Origin of the sequence: Aeromicrobium alkaliterrae, from assembly GCF_039529015.1 — a bacterium.
In the GTDB taxonomy this organism is placed as follows: Bacteria; Actinomycetota; Actinomycetes; order Propionibacteriales; family Nocardioidaceae; genus Aeromicrobium; species Aeromicrobium alkaliterrae.
Genome location: NZ_BAAAME010000004.1, coordinates 739,208 through 758,904, shown reverse-complemented (window position 1 = coordinate 758,904; position 19,697 = coordinate 739,208). Strand labels below are relative to the sequence as shown.

The 19,697-nt window shown below is 71.2% G+C and carries 22 protein-coding genes and 2 tRNA genes; 8 read left to right on the top strand and 16 right to left on the bottom strand.

What is annotated here, in order from left to right:
• Positions 1-57 precede the first annotated feature (57 nt).
• From ABD127_RS11795 to ABD127_RS11775, 5 genes are all read right to left on the bottom strand, one after another.
• Positions 58-1,140: a Glu/Leu/Phe/Val dehydrogenase dimerization domain-containing protein gene (locus ABD127_RS11795; protein WP_344201627.1), complete on the bottom strand. Its 1,083-nt coding sequence runs from the start codon at positions 1,138-1,140 to the stop codon at positions 58-60.
• A 108-nt stretch (positions 1,141-1,248) separates the two neighbouring features.
• On the bottom strand, positions 1,249-1,734 hold the full coding sequence (locus ABD127_RS11790; RefSeq protein WP_344201624.1) for a PGPGW domain-containing protein: 486 nt from the start codon (positions 1,732-1,734) through the stop codon (positions 1,249-1,251).
• A gap of 29 nt (positions 1,735-1,763) precedes the next feature.
• The gene (locus ABD127_RS11785; protein WP_344201621.1) at positions 1,764-3,128 is read right to left on the bottom strand and encodes an adenylate/guanylate cyclase domain-containing protein; all 1,365 of its coding nucleotides are present in this window, start codon (positions 3,126-3,128) and stop codon (positions 1,764-1,766) included.
• 26 nt (positions 3,129-3,154) lie between these two features.
• Complete coding sequence (locus tag ABD127_RS11780) at positions 3,155-3,955, bottom strand: SDR family NAD(P)-dependent oxidoreductase (RefSeq protein ID WP_344201619.1); 801 nt, start codon at positions 3,953-3,955, stop codon at positions 3,155-3,157.
• Complete coding sequence (locus ABD127_RS11775; RefSeq protein WP_344201616.1) at positions 3,952-4,575, bottom strand: TetR/AcrR family transcriptional regulator; 624 nt, start codon at positions 4,573-4,575, stop codon at positions 3,952-3,954. The genes ABD127_RS11780 and ABD127_RS11775 overlap by 4 nt, the downstream gene beginning before the upstream one ends.
• A gap of 78 nt (positions 4,576-4,653) precedes the next feature.
• Here ABD127_RS11775 and ABD127_RS11770 point away from each other — a divergent pair, with 78 nt between their 5' ends.
• Positions 4,654-5,547 carry a sterol desaturase family protein gene (locus ABD127_RS11770; RefSeq protein WP_344201613.1) on the top strand — a complete coding sequence of 298 codons (894 nt, stop codon included), beginning with the start codon at positions 4,654-4,656 and terminating at the stop codon, positions 5,545-5,547.
• Positions 5,548-5,688: 141 nt separating this feature from the next.
• On the opposite strand, the gene ABD127_RS11765 is transcribed toward ABD127_RS11770, so the two are convergent.
• From ABD127_RS11765 to ABD127_RS11735, 7 genes are all read right to left on the bottom strand, one after another.
• Entirely contained in the window at positions 5,689-6,225 is a 537-nt protein-coding gene (locus tag ABD127_RS11765; protein WP_344201611.1) for a DinB family protein, read from the bottom strand.
• 72 nt (positions 6,226-6,297) lie between these two features.
• Complete coding sequence (locus ABD127_RS11760; protein WP_344201608.1) at positions 6,298-6,873, bottom strand: class I SAM-dependent methyltransferase; 576 nt, start codon at positions 6,871-6,873, stop codon at positions 6,298-6,300.
• Between the two features lie 87 nt (positions 6,874-6,960).
• A complete protein-coding gene (locus ABD127_RS11755) occupies positions 6,961-7,266 on the bottom strand; it encodes a hypothetical protein (protein ID WP_344201605.1) in 306 nt (101 codons plus the stop codon).
• A 192-nt stretch (positions 7,267-7,458) separates the two neighbouring features.
• Positions 7,459-7,535 (bottom strand) — tRNA-Phe (locus ABD127_RS11750).
• Between the two features lie 70 nt (positions 7,536-7,605).
• The gene (locus ABD127_RS11745; RefSeq protein ID WP_344201603.1) at positions 7,606-8,217 is read right to left on the bottom strand and encodes a malonic semialdehyde reductase; all 612 of its coding nucleotides are present in this window, start codon (positions 8,215-8,217) and stop codon (positions 7,606-7,608) included.
• A gap of 83 nt (positions 8,218-8,300) precedes the next feature.
• Complete coding sequence (locus ABD127_RS11740) at positions 8,301-9,599, bottom strand: DUF7168 domain-containing protein (protein WP_344201601.1); 1,299 nt, start codon at positions 9,597-9,599, stop codon at positions 8,301-8,303.
• A 372-nt stretch (positions 9,600-9,971) separates the two neighbouring features.
• Positions 9,972-10,048 (bottom strand) — tRNA-Asp (locus ABD127_RS11735).
• A 161-nt stretch (positions 10,049-10,209) separates the two neighbouring features.
• On the opposite strand from ABD127_RS11735, the gene ABD127_RS11730 reads away from it, so the two are divergent.
• The 6 genes from ABD127_RS11730 to ABD127_RS11705 all read left to right on the top strand — a co-directional run bounded on the left by ABD127_RS11730 (position 10,210) and on the right by ABD127_RS11705 (position 14,331).
• Positions 10,210-10,731 (top strand): cysteine dioxygenase, encoded by a 522-nt coding sequence (locus ABD127_RS11730; protein WP_344201599.1) that lies wholly within the window; start codon positions 10,210-10,212, stop codon positions 10,729-10,731.
• Positions 10,728-11,144 (top strand): rhodanese-like domain-containing protein, encoded by a 417-nt coding sequence (locus ABD127_RS11725; RefSeq protein ID WP_344201596.1) that lies wholly within the window; start codon positions 10,728-10,730, stop codon positions 11,142-11,144. The genes ABD127_RS11730 and ABD127_RS11725 overlap by 4 nt, the downstream gene beginning before the upstream one ends.
• A 91-nt stretch (positions 11,145-11,235) precedes the next feature.
• Entirely contained in the window at positions 11,236-12,048 is an 813-nt protein-coding gene (locus ABD127_RS11720) for an ABC transporter ATP-binding protein (RefSeq protein ID WP_344201593.1), read from the top strand.
• A 10-nt stretch (positions 12,049-12,058) separates the two neighbouring features.
• Positions 12,059-12,718 carry an ABC transporter permease gene (locus tag ABD127_RS11715; protein ID WP_344201590.1) on the top strand — a complete coding sequence of 220 codons (660 nt, stop codon included), beginning with the start codon at positions 12,059-12,061 and terminating at the stop codon, positions 12,716-12,718.
• Positions 12,715-13,392 (top strand): ABC transporter permease, encoded by a 678-nt coding sequence (locus ABD127_RS11710; RefSeq protein WP_344201587.1) that lies wholly within the window; start codon positions 12,715-12,717, stop codon positions 13,390-13,392. The genes ABD127_RS11715 and ABD127_RS11710 overlap by 4 nt, the downstream gene beginning before the upstream one ends.
• Positions 13,393-13,410: 18 nt before the next feature.
• Positions 13,411-14,331, top strand: coding sequence for an ABC transporter substrate-binding protein (locus ABD127_RS11705; RefSeq protein ID WP_344201584.1), 921 nt, complete (start codon positions 13,411-13,413; stop codon positions 14,329-14,331).
• Positions 14,332-14,455: 124 nt separating this feature from the next.
• Here the strand turns inward: ABD127_RS11705 and ABD127_RS11700 are convergent, their stop codons facing one another.
• Complete coding sequence (locus ABD127_RS11700) at positions 14,456-16,555, bottom strand: MMPL family transporter (protein ID WP_344201581.1); 2,100 nt, start codon at positions 16,553-16,555, stop codon at positions 14,456-14,458.
• Entirely contained in the window at positions 16,555-17,076 is a 522-nt protein-coding gene (locus ABD127_RS11695; protein WP_344201578.1) for a TetR/AcrR family transcriptional regulator, read from the bottom strand. Before ABD127_RS11695 ends, ABD127_RS11700 begins: the two co-directional genes overlap by 1 nt.
• 99 nt (positions 17,077-17,175) lie before the next feature.
• Between ABD127_RS11695 and ABD127_RS11690 the strand changes: the two genes are divergently transcribed.
• Positions 17,176-17,982, top strand: a complete 807-nt coding sequence (locus ABD127_RS11690) for an alpha/beta fold hydrolase (RefSeq protein ID WP_344201575.1) — start codon at positions 17,176-17,178, stop codon at positions 17,980-17,982.
• A gap of 126 nt (positions 17,983-18,108) precedes the next feature.
• Here ABD127_RS11690 and gluQRS read toward each other — a convergent pair whose 3' ends face one another.
• On the bottom strand, positions 18,109-18,981 hold the full coding sequence (gluQRS, locus tag ABD127_RS11685; RefSeq protein ID WP_344201573.1) for a tRNA glutamyl-Q(34) synthetase GluQRS: 873 nt from the start codon (positions 18,979-18,981) through the stop codon (positions 18,109-18,111).
• Positions 18,982-18,985: 4 nt separating this feature from the next.
• Complete coding sequence (locus tag ABD127_RS11680; protein WP_344201570.1) at positions 18,986-19,627, bottom strand: Pr6Pr family membrane protein; 642 nt, start codon at positions 19,625-19,627, stop codon at positions 18,986-18,988.
• Positions 19,628-19,697 lie beyond the last annotated feature (70 nt).

The following is a 19,697-nucleotide window of genomic DNA, read 5'->3' as shown; positions in this document are numbered from 1 at the left end:
CCCCTGAGGTGCGACGAGGAACGAGGAGCCTCGAAGGGGGTTCCGCAGCCCCGCGCCCTAGCGCCCCAGGTGGATGTTCTTCAGGCGGCCGACGTCGCGCATGCGCTGCTCGGCCTGGCGGTCGGCGGCCTCCGCGGTCGTGACGCCCTCGGCCGCGGCCCGCTCCAGCACGGCGAGCGTCGTGTCGAAGATGCCGGTCGCCCGGGCCTTCGCACGCTCGAAGCTGAAGCCGCTCGGGTCGAGCTCGTCGGCGACCTGGATGACGCCGCCGGCGTTGACGCAGTAGTCGGGCGCGTAGGTGATGCCCTTCTCGGTCAGCAGCTTGGCGGTGCCGTCGTGGGCGAGCTGGTTGTTGGCGCCACCGCAGACGATGCGGGCCGACAGGGTCCCGACGACGTCGTCGCTCAGGGCGTGGCCGAGGGCGCACGGGGCGTAGACGTCGAGCGGCTCGGCGACCAGCGCCTCGGTCGAGTCGACGACCCGCACCTGCGGATGGGCCGTCGTGATGGCGTCGAGGGCGCCTCGGCTGACGTCCGTGACGACCACGCGCGCATCCTCGTCGACCAGGTGCTGCACGAGGTGGCGGCCGACCTTGCCGACGCCCGAGATGCCGACCGTGCGGCCGGCCAGCGAGGTGTCGCCCCACGTGTGCTGGGCGCTGGCGCGCATGCCCTGGTAGACGCCGAAGGCGGTCAGCACCGAGGAGTCGCCGGCGCCACCGTGCTCGACCGTGCGGCCAGTGACGTACGAGGTCTCTCGGGCGATGACGTCCATGTCGGGGCTGAACGTGCCGACGTCGCACGCCGTGAAGTACCGGCCACCGAGGGTCTCGACGAACCGACCGTAGGCCCGCAGCAGCGCCTCGGTCTTGTCAGTCGTCGGGTCGCCGATGATGACGGCCTTGCCGCCGCCGAGGTCGAGACCCGCGAGCGCGTTCTTGTAGGCCATGCCCTGGCTCAGCGCGAGGACGTCGGCGAGGGCGTCGGCCTCGCTGGCGTAGGGGTGGAAGCGGGTGCCGCCGAGGCCCGGGCCGAGGGCCGTCGAGTGCAGGCCGATGATGGCGCGTAGGCCGCTGGCGCGGTCGTGGCAGAACACGACCTGCTCGTGCGGGTGGGCGAAGACGTGGGCGTCGAAGGACATGGCTTCTCCTGTCGGGACGGGCGCGGGGGTGTGCGCCTGTGGGTGGGAGTCGCGGGGTGGTGCGGCTCCGGCTCGACTGTACCGCCGCGCCGCCCTGGCGGGAGCCGATCAGTCCTCGCGTGCCTCGCGCTCGGCCGCGGCCTCGTAGTCGGGGATCCCGCGGAACCGCCGGAAGCTGTAGACCATGAACCCGAGGGCGATCACGGCCGAGAGGATGAGCGTGGCGCCCGTGCCCCAGCCGCCGATCAGCCACCACCGGTCTGCGATCGGCCACCAGTCAGGGGCGTCGGGGCGCAGGCCCCACACCACCCCGGCGGCGCCGAGCAGCAGCGCCCCGAGCACGCTGCCCAGGATGCGGGGCCAGGTCTGCACGCCGTCCGCGGCCGCCTTGAAGGCCATGACCTTGACCGGCTCGAGCCGTCGCTCGGCCCACTCGTAGCGGTTGGCCAGCACCGCCAGACCGGCCACGAGCAGGAGGAGGCCGGGGCCGGGCAGGAAGATCGCCGCGACACCGGCGAGCACGAGGATCCAGCCGAGGGCCGTGATCGCGAGGCCGCGGGCCAGGTGGGTCGAGCGACGGCGTCCGTCGCTCATGATCGAGCCGGCTGGGGTGAGGTCATGCCTCATCCTCGCTGCGGCGGCTCGATCTCGCTCGCCAGCGGCCCGTCGGCCTCGGGCTGCGTGCCGGCGGCCTCGGGCGTGATCGCGTACAGGGGGGTCGTGCGACCGACGCCCTTGAGCTCGACCTCGCCGTGCTGGGTGGCCTCGAACTCCTCGCGCACGAGCAGCCAGGTGGCGCGGGTCATGAGGACGCTGCCAGGCGGGCACTCGCTCTGGATCCGCGACGCGAGGTTCACGGCTCTGCCGATCGCCGCGTACTTCTGGCGGGCTCCGGAACCGACGTTCCCGACCGCGACGACGCCGGTGTTGACGCCCATCCGGATGCGGAACACGACGTCGAGCCCGGCCTGCTCCCAGCGCTCGTTCAGCCCGTCGACGGCGATCTGCATCTCGATGGCCATCCGCATCGCGCGCAGGGCGTGGTCGCGGTCGGTCGTCGCCGTGGGGGCGCCGAAGAAGATCAGCACGGCGTCGCCCACGAGCTCGTCGATCGTCCCGTCGTGTCGGGCGGCGATGCGGGCCATCTCGGAGAAGTACTCGCCCAGCACGAGCGCGAGGTCCTCCGGCTCCATGCGCTCGGTCGTCTCGGTGAAGCCGACGATGTCGGAGAAGAAGACCGTGATCTTGCGGCGCTCGAGCCGGGTCGAGGTCTCGCCGTGCTCCAGCACCGCGTCGGCCACCTGGGCGGGCACGTAGGTGCGGATCAGCTCGTGGCTCCGGGCGAGGGCCTCGCGCTGGTGGTCGACGACGGCCAGCGTGCCGAAGGCGAGCACCATCGCGGCCACCACGAACACCAGGAGCGGGCCGCCCGTGCCGAGGAGGCGCTCGAGCGTGCCGGATCCCTGCACGGAGTCCTCGACGAGGGCCGGTGCGTAGTCGATGAGGCCGCCGAACCTGAGGCCCTCGATGATCGCCGTCACCCCGACCGCTCCGACGATCGAGATGATGCCGAACGTCCGGCCGAACAGGATGCCGAACAGCAGTCCCGTGACGGCGGGGAACAGCAGGAACGGTGACGCCCAGAAGCCGAAGATGTAGGCGATCGCGACGCCGAACAGGCTGTATCCGAGCGCGGTGGCCGCGAGGGCGAGGCGTGAGGGCAGGGTCCGGCCCTCGGGGTCGCGCGGCGCCAAGAAGGCCAGCACGACGGCGCTCACGATGACACCGATCACCCCGGCGAGCACGACGGGTGCGAAGTAGCTCATGCGGACCTGGCCGGAGTGGCCGACGAGCCAGATGCAGAGCAGGGAGGCGCCGACCTGTGCGGCGCTGAACAGCGTCATCACGAGCACGGCGCGCTCCACGCGGGGCCGGGTCAGCACGTCCTCCAGCGTCAGGATCCACCGGGGGTGCTGCACCGTGCTCATGGCCGAAGACTAGTGGCGCGCCGCCGTCAGTGGTCGCGGACCTTGCGGGACAGGCGTTTGTCCATGCGCCGGATCTGCGGGGTGACGACCTTGGTCAGCACTCCGGGGAGCACCGACATGCCGGCCTGGCCGAGGGCGCCGCCGAGGCTGGTGACGCGCGACGGGCGGTCGATCGTGGCCTTGACCAGCCACCCGCCGGCCTTGGCGGGGGTCATCATCGGCATCGCGGCGTAGATCGAGGTCGCGCCCGACATCTCGGTGCGGACCATCGGGAAGTACACGATCGTCGTCGTGATGCCCTCGTGCCCGAGCTCGGCCATGAGCGAGCGGGCGTACGACTCCAGGGCGCTCTTGCTGGCGAGGTAGGCCGAGAACAGGGGGATCGGCACCTGCGTCGACATCGTCGAGCTGAACACGACGTGCCCGCGGCGTCGCTCGATCATCGACGGCAGCAGCGCGTGGGTCAAGCGGATCGCGGCGAAGTAGTTGACGGCCATGACGCGCTCGTGGTCGTGCAGTCGCTCGAGCGAGTTGCGGATCGACCGGCGGATCGAGCGCCCGGCGTTGTTGACCAGCACGTCGACGTGCCCGTGGTCGGCGAGCACCTGAGCGACGACCGCGAGCGTGGAGGCGTCGTCGGTCAGGTCGACGGGGTAGGTGCTGGCGGTGCCCCCGGCGGCGCGGACACGCGCGGCGACCTCCTCGAGCTCGCCCTGGCGGCGGGCCAGGAGGCACACGGTCCAGCCGCGTTCGCCCAGCTGCACCGCGGCCTCGGCGCCGATGCCGCTGGAGGAACCCGTGATGACGACGACCTTCTGCTCGCTCATGACTGCCCCCGCACGATGTCGGTCAGCAGTGCGGTGAACAGCCGGGTGACGCGGTCGTTCATCTGGGCGGCCGTCTCGTCAGGATGGGCGACCCACCAGTCCATCAGCGAGTCGACGATGCCGAGCCACGCGGCGGTCATGACCGAGATGTCGCGCTCGTCGGTGTCGCCGGCCAGGGCGAGCAGCTCGGTGACGCCCTCGTGGGCGAGCTTGTCGATGCGCTGGGTGTGGTGGCTGACGACGTCGGCGATGGCGCCGTTCGGGGGAGCGGTGCGGTCGTGGAGGAGGCGCCACAGGTGACGCTGCTCGTCGAGCACCGCGAACATGCCGTCGAGCGTGCGGATGCCGCGTTCGATGCCGACCGCGTCGCCGCGCGCGATGCGCTCGATCTCGCCGGCCAGCAGGTCGCCGGCCTCGTCGAGGCACGCGGCGAACAGGCCCTCCTTGGAGCCGAAGTAGTTGTAGATCAGCGGTTTCGAGATGCCGGCGTCGGCCGCCACGTCGGCGAGGTTGGTCGCCGCGAAGCCGTCGGTGCCGAAGGCGAGGGAGGCGACCGCGAGGATCTGCTGCTCCCGCTCGGCGCGTGGCACGCCCTTGGTGCCGGCGTTCGATCTGGCCATGCGGACACTCTAGCCGAGGGTATGACTTCGTGGTAACTTACCGCAGAGTCATATCGCGCTTCGCCCAGGGAGATCGTCATGGAAGACCTGCTCGACCCGCTCAAGAACCCGGTCACGTACGCCGCGCCGTTCTTCCTGCTGACGATCCTGATCGAGCTCGCGGCGCTGAAGTGGCTCGACCACGACGACAACACGACGGGCTACGCGATGAAGGACGCGCGCGCCTCGATCTCGATGGGCGTGCTGTCGCTGGTGTTCCTGACGGCGTTCAAGATCTTTACGTTCTTCGGCTTCACAGCCGTGTTCGCGTACCTCGCGCTGTGGGAGCTGCCGACCGACACCTGGTGGTACTGGGTGCTCGTGATCCTGGGCGTCGACCTGGGCTACTACTTCCACCACCGCTTCAGCCACCGTGTGCGCATCGCCTGGGCGGGCCACCAGGCGCACCACTCGAGCGAGTTCATGAACTTCGGCACCGCGCTGCGGCAGAAGTGGAACCCGTGGTTCGAGTTCTTCTTCTGGCTGCCGTTGCCGCTGCTGGGCTTCGCGCCGTGGACGCTGTACGTCGCGTTCGGCTTCAACCTGATCTACCAGTTCTACGTGCACACCGAGATGGTCGACCGGCTGCCGCGGCCCGTGGAGTACGTGATGAACACCCCGTCGCACCACCGCGTGCACCACGGCTCGGACCCGGAGTACCTCGACAAGAACTACGGCGGGATCCTCATCATCTGGGACCGGATGTTCGGCACCTTCGCGAAGGAGGTGCAGCGTCCGACGTACGGCCTGACGAAGAAGGTCGAGACGTACAACATCCTCAAGCTGCAGTACGGCGACTACGTCGACATCGCCCGCGACGTGCGCGGCGCGCACCGCTTCCGCGACAAGCTGGGCTACCTGTTCGGCCCGCCCGGCTGGACGCCCCAGGACGAGGTCACCGACCCCGACGACCTGGTCCTCCCGCGCCGCTGACCCCGGCAGGGTTGGGCGGTGAGTGTTCCACCTAGGGCGGTGGATCCTCCACCGAATGGGCGCTCATGCGGTGGAAGACTCACCGCCCACCCCGGAGCTGCCCGCATTCCGTGGCAGATCCACCGCCCGTGACGGGGCGGGTCAGCCCATGGACTTCTGGCCGTCGATCGTCTCGCGGATGATGTCGGCGTGACCGGCGTGCTGGGAGATCTCGGCGACGAGGTGCACGAAGGTGCGGCGGGCGGTCCAGGCGGCGCCGGGCTCGAACCAGGGGGCGGCCGGCAGCGGCTGCGTGGCGTCGAGGTCGACGGTGCGGACGAGCTCCTCCGTGGTCGCGGCGACCCGACGGTGCTCGGCGACGACGCCGGCCAGCGTCTCGTCGCCGGTCAGGCGGAACTGGTCCTGGTAGGCCAGCACCTCGGCCGGAGGGTTGCTCCAGTCGACGTTCGCCCAGTCGATCTCGGGCCCGTCGGACGGGCCGTCGGTGACGAACGAGACCCACTCCGCCTCGGTGGCGGTGACGTGCTTGACGAGCCCGCCCAGTGACAGCTCGCTGGCCGTGGGGGTGAGCCGTGCCTGCTCGTCGGTGAGCCCCTCGACCGTGCCGAGGAAGAGCTCGCGGTGCTTGCTGAGGGCTTCGAGGAGGTCGGCGCGCTCGGCGCTCAGGTGATCGCTCATGGCTCGAACCTACGGCAGGGCTCGGACACTTCTCCAGACCTGAAAACGCTGCAACGGCGGCCGGTGGCGACCTCAGCGCGTCGCGGAGAACCGGTAGGCGCCGACGACGCCGAGAGGCTCCACGACCACGTCGGACATGCCCAGCCGCGAGAGCTCGGCGGCCAGGTCGTCCGCGGCGATCATCCGTACCCTCGACCGCGTGAGCGTGTGCACCGCGCGGCCGAGGCGGGAGTCCGGGAGGTCGTAGCCGACGAACCGGCCACCCGGCCGAACCACCCGCACGGCGTCGGCGACGACCTGCTCCCACTCGATCGTGTGGTGCAGCATGAGCCAGCTGCAGACCGTGTCGAACGTGGCGTCGTCGAACGGCAGGCCCGCGGCGTCGACCGTCCGGGCCTCCGCTCGCTCGCCGAACGTGGCGAGCTGGCGGGCGGCGAGGCCCACCATCGCCGGGTCGACGTCGGTCGCGAGGTAGCGCGTGACGTCGCGGCGGGACCGCAGCACCTCGGCGGCCATGGCGCCGCTGCCGCAGCCGATCTCCAGCACCCGCGGCCCGACCGCGCCCTCCAGCACGCGGGGCACGACGAGCCGGCGCGCGGTGACCCGCCAGAGGGGGGTGCGGCAGAAGACGGACTCCAGGTCGGACATCCTCGCCACGGTGCGCCTCTCGTCAGGATCCTCCGAGTATGGCGGCGCCGGGGAGCCTGCGTCGGCGGTTCGGTGCTGCTCGTCGCCCTAGGCCGAGATCGTCCAGCGCTCGGCGAATTCGTCGGCGCTCAAGGTCTCGAGGTCGCCGCGGACGTCGTCGAGCAGGATGCCCGTCTCCTCGCTTCCCGTGACGGGCAGGCGCATGACCTCGGCGGCGTCGTCGATGCGGCGCACGACGACGTCGCCGAACGAGGGCTCGTCCAGCACGCCGAGCGCGGCCGCGATCATGCGGGTGGGCCACCGGAGCCAGTCCAGGCGACGCCGTTCGGCGGGCGGGGTCTCCAGCGCGGCCACGTAGACCTCGCGTGCCGGCCTGGCGGTCGTGTCCGTCATGGGTCCTCCTCGGCCTGCGGAAACCTCCATCGTGCCCTCCCGGGTCAAGGTCGGCATCCCGGTGGCCAGGGCCGACCCGGCGGGCGGTGCCCCTTCGAGGCTCGTTCCTCGCACCTCAGGGGGCGGCAACTTCCGCGGCATGCGACCACAGACGAGAAAGACCCCCGCAGCGAGCGCGGGGGTCTTTCTCGTTGGTGGCCAGGGCCGGGGTCGAACCGGCGACCTACCGCTTTTCAGGCGGTCGCTCGTACCAACTGAGCTACCTGGCCGTGCCCGCCTCGCGGCGAGCGACCGCCACTCTACTCGATGGCCGTCGGTGCGAACGAATCGGTGCGGGCCTCAGACGACCCGGATCGCGTCGTCGGCCGCGATGCGGGGGAGCCGGTCGAACCAGGCGTTCTCGCCCGGGTGGCCGATGTTGACGACGAGCTGGCTCTTCCAGGTCGTGCCCGCGAAGAATTCCGCGTCGACCCCGGCCTTGTCGAAGCCTGACTGCGGACCGGCGGCGAAGCCCGCCGCGCGCAGGCCGATGATGAAGTACGCCGTCTGCAGCGCCGCGTTGTAGACCGCGTTGCGCTCACGGGCCTCGTCGTCGCTGAACCAGGTCTTCGCGTCGGGGGAGTGCGGGAAGTGCTCGGGCAGACGCTCGTGGAAGTCGGTGTCGGCCGCGACGACCGCGACCAGCGGTGCGGCCGCGGTCTTGGCGCTGTTGCTGCCCGACATGTGGGGGACCAGGCGGTCGCGGCCCGGACCCTTCTCGACCAGCAGGAGGCGCAGCGGCTGGCTGTTCGCGGCGGTGGGCCCGAGCTTGATCAGCTCGAAGACCTCGCGCACCTGGTCGACCGAGACGGGCTCGTCGGTCCAGGTGTTGGCCGTGCGGGCCTCGCGGAACAACAGGTCCAGGGTGGCCTCGTCCAGGACGAAGGCGTCACGCGTCGCAGAAGTGCTCATGCCGACATCCAACGTCAGTCCGCTCCGCAACCTTCCCGCCGACCGAGCGGTGAGACCGGTGCCACGCGCGACGGATGGTGGGCTCAGGCCGAGATGACCTTCTGGTCGCCCAGTCGGGCACGGTCGGCGGCGGCCTGCCCGCGCGAGGCGGATCGCGCGTCGTGGACGTCGCTGGCGCCCCTCCAGGTGCCCGAGACCCCGTGCTCACGAGCCGTGGCGGCGTAGTAGTCGTCGACCTCGACCTCCTTGGCCATCAGGGCCAGGGCGGTCGTGCCTGGCCGCTCGGCCCCGGTGGTGCCCGCTTCGGCGCTGACGCCCGAGAGGGCCAGCACCGCGCGCCTGGCCTCGTGGAGCCGCCACTCGATGCGGTCGGTCCACCCCGTGTAGAACGCCGCGCGAGCCGTGCGCCCGTGCACGGGGCGGTGGGCGCCGGAGCGGATGTAGGCGTCGGCGTCCGCCACCATCTGCACCACGAGCGACACGTAGAGCATCCGTGCCACCTCGATGTCGCTGGCGAACCCGTACAGCGTGACCCCGGTGTTGTCGCGCCGGATGCTGCACCGCAGGTCGTTGGTGCGGGCGATGGCCAGGATCAGGCCGATGAACCGCACGTTCGACTGCTGGCCGCGGTGCCCGAGTCGGACGCTCTCGAAGGTGGGGGTGCGGTCGGCCGTGCCCTGCTCGTGCGCCGCACGGGCCACGGCGAGCTCGATCGAGTGGGCCGTGGCCAGCTCCTGGGCCTTCGAGAAGAAGGCGTCGCGCTCGGCCTCGGTGGACGCTCCCTCGGCGTGACGGAGCAGCTTGCCGACCTTCTCGAGCATCCCGTCGTCGGCGCCCTGACGGCGATCGAGCCCGACCTGCGCATACGCCTCTCGCAGCATCTCGGCGATCTGGATCCAGCCGATGTCCTCAAGCAGCTGGACGAAGGTCGCGCGGAACCCCTCGCCGTGCACGTCGATGATGGCGCCGTCGATGCCGGTGTTGAGGTGGTGGGCGAGCTCGTGGAGCACGACGAACCCGCGCAGTGCCCAGGAACCACCGCGCTCGCGGGCCGGGAGGCGGATGAAGCCGTCGCTGTAGCTGGCCTTCTTCCAGCCCGCGTGGGCGATGACGCGCACGGGTCGCTGCTCGCGGCCGCGGTACGGGGAGCCGTACTGGCGGGCCTGGGCCTGCAGCCGCTCCAGCACCTTCTCGACGAACGGCGCCACCTCGGAGGGCCGGGTGAACCGCGGCTCGACCTCGGGGGAGTACGTGGTCTGCCCGCGGTGGTCGTCGCGCTGGGACGTGACCTGGACCTGGCCGGTCTCGGGCGAGACGGCGTCGAGCCAGGAGGTCACCATGTCCTCGGCGGCGTAGGTCGTCGTGCGGTCCTGGTCGTCCATGCCCTGAAGCCTGCCAGCGCCCACCGACACCCCGCGCCACCCCACCCCGGAGCGGTGAGTGAGGGACCTGTCCCCCGGGCGGGCGGTGAGATAGGGACCAGTGGGGCGCCGGGACTCGTCCCTAGGTCACCGCCGACCCCGCGGACAGGTCTCTGTCTCACCGCCCGTCGGCGGAGGGAGGGCGGAGACGACGACAGCCCACACCAGGTGGTGTGGGCTGTCGTGATGGCGACCCCGACGGGACTCGATCCCCCTCGCCCCTCGCTGGCGCTCGGGGCTGGGAGGTACCCCCACCGCTTCGCGCGTCCTCGCCCCGTCGGACGCCAGAATGCATCGAGGCCCACACCTGGCGGTGTGGACCTCGATGCATTCTGGCGACCCCGACGGGACTCGAACCCGCGACCTCCGCCGTGACAGGGCGGCGCGCTAACCAACTGCGCCACGGGGCCTCATGCTGCGGCGAACCGCGGAGGCAACATTAGCCCATGGGGTCGGCCGGGATCAAAACGACCCCCTCGTGAACGCGCTACCTCATCGCGGTGGCCGTGGACCAGCGTCCCAGAGTTCGAGATCGGTGCTGCGGACGCTGCGAAACAGGTTCCATGGAGCCATGTCCGTCCGCCGCGTCACCGCACCCGCTCTGAGTCTCGCCGAGCTGGTCGACCTCACCCAGGAGGTCGCCGACGAGGTGCGTCGCGGTTGTCACGAGGTGCACGCGGACGCCGACGAGCGCTGGCACGTCCGCCTGCGCCGTGACGACCAGGTGGACGTGTGGCTGATCAGCTGGACGACCGACCAGGGCACGCAGCTGCACGACCACGGCGGTTCGTCGGGGGCGTACACCGTCGTCGAGGGCGAGCTCAGCGAAGCCGTCTGGACCCCGGGCGCGCACGAGCTCCGCGAGACGGTGCGCGGCGAGGGCGACACCGTCGTCTTCGGCGAGCACTACGTGCACGACGTCCGCAACGTCGAGTCGCGCACCGCGGTCAGCGTCCACGCGTACTCGCCGCCCCTGGAGCAGATGAACTACTACGACGCCGAGAACGGCCAGCTCGTGAAGCTGGCCTCGGCGTGGACCGACGACCCCGAGGCCCCGGCCCCCGAGGTCGTCACCCAGCGGCACGCCTCGTGAGCGGCACCTTCGCCTCCGTCGACGCCCTCCTCGACCACGCCCGCAGCACGATCGACCGGTACCCGCCGGCCGCGGCGGCGCGACTCGTCGAGGACGGCGCGCAGCTGGTCGACATCCGACCTGCGTGGCAGCGCGAGGCCGACGGCGAGATCCCGGGCTCGCTGATCGTCGAGCGCAACCACCTGGAGTGGCGCCTGCACCCCGACTCCGGCGCCGCCGTGCCCCAGGCGTCGCACGACCAGCAGTGGATCGTGGTGTGCACCGAGGGCTACACGTCGTCGCTCGCGGCGGCGGCGCTGACGTCGCTCGGCCTGCGGGCCGGCGACCTCGAGGGCGGCCTGCACGGCTGGCGGGACGCGGGCCTTCCCGTCGTCGCAGGTCCGACCGCCGTCGAGCAGGTCGTCACCGGGTGAGACGTCCAGTTGCCAGCCGGACCGACCGCGCCCACACTGTTCCGGACCGTCGAACCCGTGGGTTCGCCCCACCGGCGTCTGTGAGGCCCGCATGATCGAGTACCGCTCCGTCAGCAAGACCTTCCCGGGAGGCAACGCCGCCGTCGCCGACTTCGACCTGGTGATCCCCTCGCGCTCGACCACCGTGTTCGTCGGGTCGTCGGGGTGTGGCAAGACGACGCTGCTGCGCATGGTCAACCGCATGGTCGAGCCCACCGGCGGCCAGGTGCTGATCGACGACGTCGACGTCGCCTCGCGCAACCCCGTCGAGCTGCGCCGCAGCATCGGCTACGTCATGCAGGCCTCCGGCCTCCTCCCGCACCGCACGGTCCTCGACAACGTCGGCACCGTGCTGCGCCTGCAGGGCGTGAGCCGCGCCGAGACGCGCAGCCGGTCGTTCGAGGTGCTGGAGACCGTCGGCCTCGACACCGCGCTGGCCGACCGGTACCCGCACCAGCTCTCCGGCGGGCAGCAGCAGCGCGTCGGCGTGGCCCGCGCGCTGGTGACCGACCCCAACATCCTGCTGATGGACGAGCCGTTCGGCGCCGTCGACCCGATCGTGCGCGACGAGCTCCAGGCGGAGCTGCTGCGGCTGCAGCGCGAGCTCGACAAGACGATCGTCTTCGTGACGCACGACATCGACGAGGCGTTCCTGCTGGGCGACCAGGTCGTGATCCTGGCCAAGGGCGGCGAGCGGGCGCAGGTCGGGGCGCCGGCCGACATCCTGGCGAGCCCGGCGAACGACTTCGTGCGCAGCTTCGTCGGCCTCGACAAGGGCGGCCGTGAGCTGCACGTCGAGGAGCGCGACGGCGTGCGGGTCGTGGTCGACGGCCAGGGCCGCGCCACGGGCGTGCTGAAGGGCTGACGGTTCCTCCATGACCTGGATCGGCAACAACCTCGACGTGATCGGCGGGCACCTCCTGAGCCACCTCTGGCTCAGCATCGTGCCGACGGTCCTCGGCTTCGTGCTCGCGCTGCCCGTGGGCTGGATCTGCAACCGTGTCCCGCTCGTGCGCGGCACGGTCCTGAGCCTCGCGAGCATCCTCTACACGATCCCGTCGCTCGCGTTCTTCCTGATCCTCCCGAGCATCATCGGCACGGGATTCCTCGACCCGCTCAATATCGTCATCGCGCTCACGATCTTCGCCGTCGCCGTCATGGCCCGGTTCGCGACCGACGGCTTCGCCTCGGTCTCGCCGCAGGTCCTCGACGCGGCCCGCGCGTCCGGCTACGGGCGCCTCGGCCTTGCGCTGCGCGTCGAGCTTCCGCTGGCCGGACCCGTGCTGCTGGCGGGCCTGCGCGTCGTGTCGGTCAGCAGCGTCAGTCTGGTGAGCGTCGGAGCCCTGATCGGTGTCGGCAACCTCGGACGCCTGTTCACCGAGGGCTTCCAGACCGAGAACAACGCCGAGATCATCGCCGGCATCGTGCTGGTCGTCGCCCTCGCGCTCGTGCTCGACGCCCTGCTGGTGCTGGGCGGTCGTCTCGTCATGCCGTGGAGCAGTGGCGCCCGTCGAGCCCGAGGTGGTGCTGCATGAGCGTCGCGTCCGAGACCTGGGACTGGCTGACCGACTCCGCGAACTGGGAGGGGCCCGCCGGAATCCCCTCGCGCACCCTGGAGCACCTGCAGTACACGGGCATGACGATCGCGATCGCGGCGGTCATCGCGATCCCGCTGGGCTTCTACATCGGCCACACCGGACGCTTCCGGGGCATCGCCGTCGCGTCGACGGGCGCGTTGCGAGCGCTGCCCACGCTGGGCGTCCTCACCCTGGTGTCCCTGCACTCGGGCATCGACCTGACGGCAGCGCTGGTGGCCCTGGTGCTGCTGGCGATCCCCTCGCTGCTCGCCGGCACGTACGCGGGCATCGAGGCCGTCGACCCGGCGACGGTCGACGCGGCCCGGTCGATTGGGATGACCCACTGGCAGGTGCTGTGGCGCGTCGAGGTGCCGCTGGGCCTGCCGATCCTGATCGGCGGCTTCCGCACCGCGACCCTGCAGGTCATCGCGACCGCGACGATCGCCGCTGCCGTGCCGGGCGCCGGAGGCCTCGGCGTCTTCCTCCTGAGCGGCCTCGCCGTCTCCGACTACCCGCGCGTCGTGGGCGGCTCCGTCGTCGTCATCGTGCTCGCCCTCGTCGTCGACCTGCTCTTCGCCGCCGTCCAACGTCTGTCCACCCGCCGGCGCGTCTCGACCCCCGAACGCGTCTGACCGAGAGAAGGAACACCCATGACCCGATCCACCACCGGCCTGCGCCGGCTCGCGGCGATCGCCGCCGTCTCCGCCCTGGGGCTCGGTCTCGCCGCGTGCGGCGGCGACCCGACCGAGGGCGACGCCGCTGCCTCCGACACCATCGTGATCGGTTCCGCCGCGTTCCCCGAGGCCGAGATCATCGGCCAGATCTACGCCCAGGCGCTCGAGGCCGAGGGCGTCAAGGTCGAGACCTCGCTCAACACGGGTCCGCGTGAGACCTACATCAAGGCGCTGCAGAACGGCGAGCTCGACCTGCTGCCCGAGTACACCGGCAACCTGCTGACCTACTTCGACCCCGAGGCCACCGCCACGACGTCCGACGACGTCCTGTCGGCGCTGCAGGACGCGGTGCCGGACGGCTACGAGGTCCTCGACCCGGCCCCCGCCGAGGACAAGGACTCCCTCAACGTCACGCCGGAGTTCGCCGCGGCGAACAACCTGACGACGATCGCCGACCTGAAGAACGTGCCGGGCTTCTCGCTGGGCGCCAATGCCGAGTTCGCCGAGCGCTCGTACGGCATCCCGGGCCTGGAGTCGGTCTACGGCATCACGGGCATCGAGTTCGTCACGATCGCCGACAGCGGCGGACCCAAGACGCTGAAGTCGCTGCTCGACGGTGAGATCGACGTCGCCGACATCTACTCGACGACCCCGTCGATCCTGGAGAACGACCTGGTCACGCTCGAGGACCCCGAGGGCCTCATCGCGGCGCAGAACGTGGTCCCGCTGATCAACTCCGACAAGGCCAGCGACGAGGTCAAGGAGATCCTCAACAAGGTCTCGGCCGAGCTGACCACGGAGGATCTGCTCGACCTCAACGCGAAGAACCAGGGCGCCGACAAGGTCTCGCCGAAGGAGCTCGCGAAGCAGTGGCTGACCGAGAAGGGCTTCCTCTGAGGTTCTGACCTGAGAGGGTTTCGCCCTTCGAGGCTCGTCGCAGAGCTCCTCGCACCTCAGGGACCGGGCGGTCCGGTCCCTGAGGTGCCGCGAGGGACGAGCGGCCTCGAAGGGCGAAACCCTCTCAGCCTTCGTGCAGGCCGATCTTGTCGTGCAGGCGGCGCAGGGGCTTCGGTGCCCACCAGTTGGCCCGGCCGAGCATCGCCATGAGGGACGGGACCAGGAAGGCCCGCACGATCGTCGCGTCGATCAGCACCGCGGCCGCGACCCCGATCCCGAGCTGCTTGATGAACACCACTTCGCTGGTCGCGAAGGCGCCGAGCGCGATCGCGAACAGCACGGCGGCTGCCGTGACGATGCGGCCGGTGCGCTGCAGGCCGAGCGCGACCGCCTCCCGATCGCTGGCCCCCGCGTCGCGCGCCTCCTTGATGCGCGTGAGGAGGAAGACCGCGTAGTCGGTCGAGAGTCCGAAGACGAGCGCGAAGATCAGCACGGGTTGGGTCGAGTTCAGCGCGCCGACGCTGGTGAAGCCCAGCAGGCTCTCCAGGTGGCCCCACTGGAAGATCATCACGAGCAGGCCGAACGTGGCGCTCACGGTCAGCAGGTTCATCAGCAGCGCCTTGACGGGCAGCACGACCGACCCGGTCATCAGGAACAGCGTGACGAAGGTCAGCACCCCGAGGATCAGCAGGGCCAGCGGGATCCGGTCGGCGATCGTGGCGAGCTGGTCGACGTGGTCCGCTGCGGTGCCGCCCACCAGGACCTCGCCGGGTGCGTCGAGCGCTCGGACGTCGTCGACGAGCGCCTTCGTCTCCTGGTCGAGGGGAGCGCCGGTGGTGAGCACGTCGAGCTGCCACAGGTCGTCGCCGAGGTAGCGAGGGGGCACGACGGCTGCGACGCCGTCCAGCCCCTCGAGCTGGCGCGCCCACGACGCGACCTGCGCGCCGTCGCCCTCGCCGGCCGTGAGGGCGACCAGCACCGGCGACGAGTCGGCGTCGGTGAACTCGGTGCGGAGCGTGTCGTCGACGACCCGCGCCGAGGCGCTCTCGGGAAGCACGCTGGAGTCGACGCCCGTGAAGCTGACGTTCAGGAACGGGGCTCCGATGCCCAGCAGGACGACGGTGGCGACGACGGCGGTCGCGACACGGAAGCGCATGACGAACTGGGAGAGGCGGTACCAGAAACCGCGGTGGTCCGGGTCCGCCTCGGCCTCACCCGCACGCTTCCAGCGCTCGGGGGCGAGCGCGTTCACCCGGAGCTGGAGCACGGCGAAGATCGCGGGCAGGACGACGAGGCTGACGGCGGCGGCCATGAGGGCGACCAGGACCACGCCGACCCCCATGGAGTACAGGAAGCGCAGCGGGAAGACGAGCAGGGACAGGCCGGCCCCGGCGATCGTGACGGCGGAGTAGAACACCGTCCGTCCGGCCGTGGCGACGGTGCGGCGCACGGCCTCGGCCCCTGGCCCGACCCGCACGAGCTCCTCCCGGAACCGCGAGACCATGAACAACGAGTAGTCGATCGCCAGGCCCAGTCCGAGGCCGGTGATGAGGTTCAGGGCGAAGACCGACATCTCCAGGCCCTCGTTGACGCCGCGCAGCACGAGCATCGAGGCGATGATCGTCAGCCCGCCGACCAGCAGCGGCAGCAGTGCCGCGACGGCCGACCGGAACACGAGCAGGGCGGCCACGAACAACAGCGGGAACGCGAGGAGCTCGGCGGTGACCAGGTCGTGCTCGACCTGGTCGTTGACCTGCTGGAACGCGACCGCGGCACCGCCGACGGTGACCCCGTCGATGCGGGCCAGCTCGTCCCTCAGGTGCTCGGTGGCGAGGTCGCCGTCGGCCTCGGCGGCGTAGGTGACGGCGTAGAAGGTGCGCTCGCCGTCGTCGGAGACGAACGGCGGCCCTGCCTCGGGTCCACCGGCCACCTGCCCCACGGCCTCGTCTCGGTCCAGGACCTCCAGAAGCGCCGCCTGGGCGTCGGTGTCGTCGGTGTCGACGAGCGCCACGACGGAGGGGGTGGCGTCGAGGCCGCTGGCCTCGGCCACGCGGTCGAGGGCGAGCGAGCTGTCCGAGCTGGTGTCGGAGAAGGAGTCGGTGTCGCTGTTGAGCAGCCCGGTCACGGGTCCGCCGACGACGGCGGCGACCACGACGAAGACGCCGGTGACGGCGAGCAAGCGCCACGGCCGGGCCGTGACGAGGCGGGAGAGGGCGTCGATCATCAGAACTCCTCCAGGGTCTCGAGCGGGTTGCCGTACAGGTCGGGCAGGTCGAGCGCGCCGAGGATCGTCAGGAGCATGCCGTAGGACATGAAGCGCCGGACCTCGTCGGGCGATGCGCCGCTGAGCTCGGCGACATCGGCCCAGATCGCGCGGTACGTGCGCTGTGCGACCTCCTTGATGTCGGGGTCGGACGCTGCGGCCCACGTGTGCAGCTGGCAGCGGAGGTCGTTCGGGTCCTGCTCCAGAAGGGTGAGGTAGGCCGTCCCCATCGCGACCAGGGGGCTGGTGTCCTGGGGACGCTGCTCCACGGCTTCGCGGAACAGGGTCCGGATGCCGTCGGTGTGGTACTCGATCGCGGCGGTGATGAGGTCGGCCTTCGTGCCGAACAGGCGGAACAGGTAGGGCTGGCTGATGCCGGCTCGCTCGGCGATGACCTCGGTCGAGGTCGCGTGCATGCCGGACCGGCCGTACTCGTGGATCGCGGCCTGGAGGATCGCCTCGCGGCGGTCGTCGGCGCTCATGCGGGGCGACATGAAGGTTAAGTTAGTGATGACTCACAAACTACGTCAAGGGTTCGGCGGTGCTGGACATCGTGTGATCCAGGCGACACGCTGCACCTCATGCCTCTCATCGAGACCAACGGGACCCGCATCCACGTCACCGACTCCGGCGGCGACGGGCCCGCGGTGGTCCTCGGTCACGGGCTGCTGTTCAGCGGCTGGATGTACTTCCCGCAGGTCGCGGCGCTGCGAGACCGGTACCGCTGCATCACGGTCGACTGGCGGGGCCAGGGCCAGAGCCCGCCCGCGACCGCCGGCGGCTACGACATGGACACGCTGACGGACGACCTGGTCGGCGTGCTCGACGCCTTCGGGCTCGACGCGGTGCACTACGTCGGTCTGTCGATGGGCGGCTTCGTGGGCATGCGGCTCGCCGCGCGCCACCCCGAGCGCGTCCGGTCCCTCACGCTGCTCGACACCAGCGCCGGGCCGGAGGACCCCGACAAGGTCTCGCGCTACCGCCTCCTGGCGAAGGTCTACCGGCTGTTCGGGATGGGCCGCGTGGCCTCGAAGGTCGAGCCGATCATGTTCGCTCCCGGGTTTGGCGACGAGCCGGACGAGCGCGCGCTGATCGACGAGTGGATGGGCCAGCTCAAGCAGGTCACCCGCTCCGGGATGCAGCAGGCGATCTACGGGGTCACCGACCGTGAGCCGATCCTGCCCGAGCTCGGCGCGATCACGGCACCGACCCTCGTCGCGACCGGCCAGCACGACGTCGCGACCCCCGTCGCCAAGGCCGAGGTCATCGCCGCCGCGATCCCGGGTGCGCGCCTCGTCGTGATCCCCGGTGCGGGGCACTCCAGCACGCTGGAGCGGCCCGACGTCGTCACCGACCTCATCGAGACGCACCTCGCCAAGCACGGGTAGGCGCGGGGCTCGGGTGTCCCCTTCGAGGCTCGTCCCTCGCACCTCAGGGGACGGTTGGCCGTCCGCCCCCTGAGGTGCCGCGAGGAACGAGCGGCCTCGAAGGGGGCACCTCAGCCGACGGCGGCTCTACTCCGGCGGGTCCACGACCCAGGGGTCGCGGGGGAGTCGTTCGGGGTCGAACTCCGTCAGCCAGTCCTGCGGGCCCGCTCCCGTGAAGCCGAGGGAGGCGCCGATCATCGAGAGGACGTCGACGCCGCGCTCGCGCAGCTCGGCGAGCGTCACGGCGCCGTCGCGCTTGGCGAGACGGGCGCCGTCGGTGTTGAGGGCCAGCGGCACGTGCGCGTACGACGGCACGGGCAGCTCGAGCAGGGTCGCCAGGTAGGCCTGCCGGGGAGCCGAGGTCAGCAGGTCGTCGCCCCGCACGACCTGGTCGACCCCCTGGTGCGCGTCGTCGAGCACGACGGTCAGGTTGTACGCCGGCACTCCGTCGCCGCGGCGCAGCACGAGGTCGTCGACGTCGGCGGTCACCTCGCCGTGCAGCTCGTCGCTGACGGTCCAGGCCTCGACCTGGGACCTGAGCCGTACGGCGGCGGGCCGCTCGCGGCGGCGTTCCGCGCGCTCGGCCTCGCTGAGGTCCCGGCACGTGCCGGGATAGGCGCCGGGCGGACGGTGCGGTGCGGTGGGGGCCTCCAGGACCTCGCGGCGGGTGCAGAAGCACTCGAAGGTCAGGCCGGCCGCGCCCAGGCGGTCGACGGCCTCGGCATGGGCCTCGGCGCGCGTGCTCTGCCACAGCACCTCCCCGTCCCAGTCGAGGCCGAGGGCGGCGAGGTCGGCCAGCTGTCGCTGGGCCGCTCCCTCGCGGACCCGGTCGAGGTCGTCGACCCGCATCACGAAGTCGCGGCCCGAGGAGCGGGCGAACAGCCAGGCGAGCACGGCGGTGCGGAGGTTGCCCACGTGCAGGTCGCCGGAGGGCGACGGGGCGTAGCGTCCAGCGGGCATGGCCTCAGTCTGACGGTCGGGGCGCACCGCGGCGCGACAGCGCGCAGACGCCGGCCGTCAGTGCGGCGCCCAGCGCGAGGAGTCCGAGCGAGGTCACGGCGACGGCCGCGACGCCGTCGGTCGCGGGGTCGAGGAAGGGATACGGGTACCAGCCCGAGGCCTCGCCCCGCACGAGCGAGACGGCGAGGTACGCCAGCGGGAACACGAGCCACACCAGGCTCGAGCCGAACGGGAGCCGTCGCTCCGGCGGGTCGACCACGAAGTCGATCAGCACGCCGATCGGCACCAGGTAGTGCAGCACGACGTTGTCCCACGGGACGGCCGTGAACACCAGGTCGTCCAGGCCCGACAGCAGCACGGCGAAGCCGATGCCGACGACGAGGATGTAGACCGTGACGGCCCCGCGCACGGCGTCGAGCGCGGCGCCACGGCCGGAGGCCGTCAGCACGGCCGAGAGGATCAGGGTGCCGGCCACCAGCACGTTGCTCAGGATCGTGAAGTAGGCGAAGAAGCGCGTCGCGTCGAAGCTGCCGCGCTCCACGAGCGTCGCGACCTCGGTGACGATCGCGACGAGTCCGAGCAGTCCGAGCCCGAGCTTGAACGCGACGCGGGCCGACGTGGACCGGGCGGCCGTCGTCTGCGCCATGCCTGCCTCCCCGTCGTGTCCTGCCTGGATCGTGCCTCGCAGGCTACTGCGAGGCGGACGCCTCGGTGGG

Coding starts and splice junctions, on each gene's coding strand:
- ABD127_RS11755 (WP_344201605.1), bottom strand. CDS start 7,266: ATGACGGACACGACCGCCAGGCCGGCACGCGAGGTCTACGTGGCCGCG.
- ABD127_RS11745 (WP_344201603.1), bottom strand. CDS start 8,217: ATGAGCACTTCTGCGACGCGTGACGCCTTCGTCCTGGACGAGGCCACC.
- ABD127_RS11705 (WP_344201584.1), top strand. CDS start 13,411: ATGACCCGATCCACCACCGGCCTGCGCCGGCTCGCGGCGATCGCCGCC.
- ABD127_RS11695 (WP_344201578.1), bottom strand. CDS start 17,076: ATGAGCGCCGACGACCGCCGCGAGGCGATCCTCCAGGCCGCGATCCAC.
- ABD127_RS11780 (WP_344201619.1), bottom strand. CDS start 3,955: ATGAGCGAGCAGAAGGTCGTCGTCATCACGGGTTCCTCCAGCGGCATC.
- ABD127_RS11700 (WP_344201581.1), bottom strand. CDS start 16,555: ATGATCGACGCCCTCTCCCGCCTCGTCACGGCCCGGCCGTGGCGCTTG.
- gluQRS (WP_344201573.1), bottom strand. CDS start 18,981: ATGCCCGCTGGACGCTACGCCCCGTCGCCCTCCGGCGACCTGCACGTG.
- ABD127_RS11760 (WP_344201608.1), bottom strand. CDS start 6,873: ATGTCCGACCTGGAGTCCGTCTTCTGCCGCACCCCCCTCTGGCGGGTC.
- ABD127_RS11720 (WP_344201593.1), top strand. CDS start 11,236: ATGATCGAGTACCGCTCCGTCAGCAAGACCTTCCCGGGAGGCAACGCC.
- ABD127_RS11790 (WP_344201624.1), bottom strand. CDS start 1,734: ATGAGCGACGGACGCCGTCGCTCGACCCACCTGGCCCGCGGCCTCGCG.
- ABD127_RS11740 (WP_344201601.1), bottom strand. CDS start 9,599: ATGGACGACCAGGACCGCACGACGACCTACGCCGCCGAGGACATGGTG.
- ABD127_RS11770 (WP_344201613.1), top strand. CDS start 4,654: ATGGAAGACCTGCTCGACCCGCTCAAGAACCCGGTCACGTACGCCGCG.
- ABD127_RS11715 (WP_344201590.1), top strand. CDS start 12,059: ATGACCTGGATCGGCAACAACCTCGACGTGATCGGCGGGCACCTCCTG.
- ABD127_RS11765 (WP_344201611.1), bottom strand. CDS start 6,225: ATGAGCGATCACCTGAGCGCCGAGCGCGCCGACCTCCTCGAAGCCCTC.
- ABD127_RS11710 (WP_344201587.1), top strand. CDS start 12,715: ATGAGCGTCGCGTCCGAGACCTGGGACTGGCTGACCGACTCCGCGAAC.
- ABD127_RS11680 (WP_344201570.1), bottom strand. CDS start 19,627: ATGGCGCAGACGACGGCCGCCCGGTCCACGTCGGCCCGCGTCGCGTTC.
- ABD127_RS11690 (WP_344201575.1), top strand. CDS start 17,176: ATGCCTCTCATCGAGACCAACGGGACCCGCATCCACGTCACCGACTCC.
- ABD127_RS11785 (WP_344201621.1), bottom strand. CDS start 3,128: ATGAGCACGGTGCAGCACCCCCGGTGGATCCTGACGCTGGAGGACGTG.
- ABD127_RS11795 (WP_344201627.1), bottom strand. CDS start 1,140: ATGTCCTTCGACGCCCACGTCTTCGCCCACCCGCACGAGCAGGTCGTG.
- ABD127_RS11730 (WP_344201599.1), top strand. CDS start 10,210: ATGTCCGTCCGCCGCGTCACCGCACCCGCTCTGAGTCTCGCCGAGCTG.
- ABD127_RS11775 (WP_344201616.1), bottom strand. CDS start 4,575: ATGGCCAGATCGAACGCCGGCACCAAGGGCGTGCCACGCGCCGAGCGG.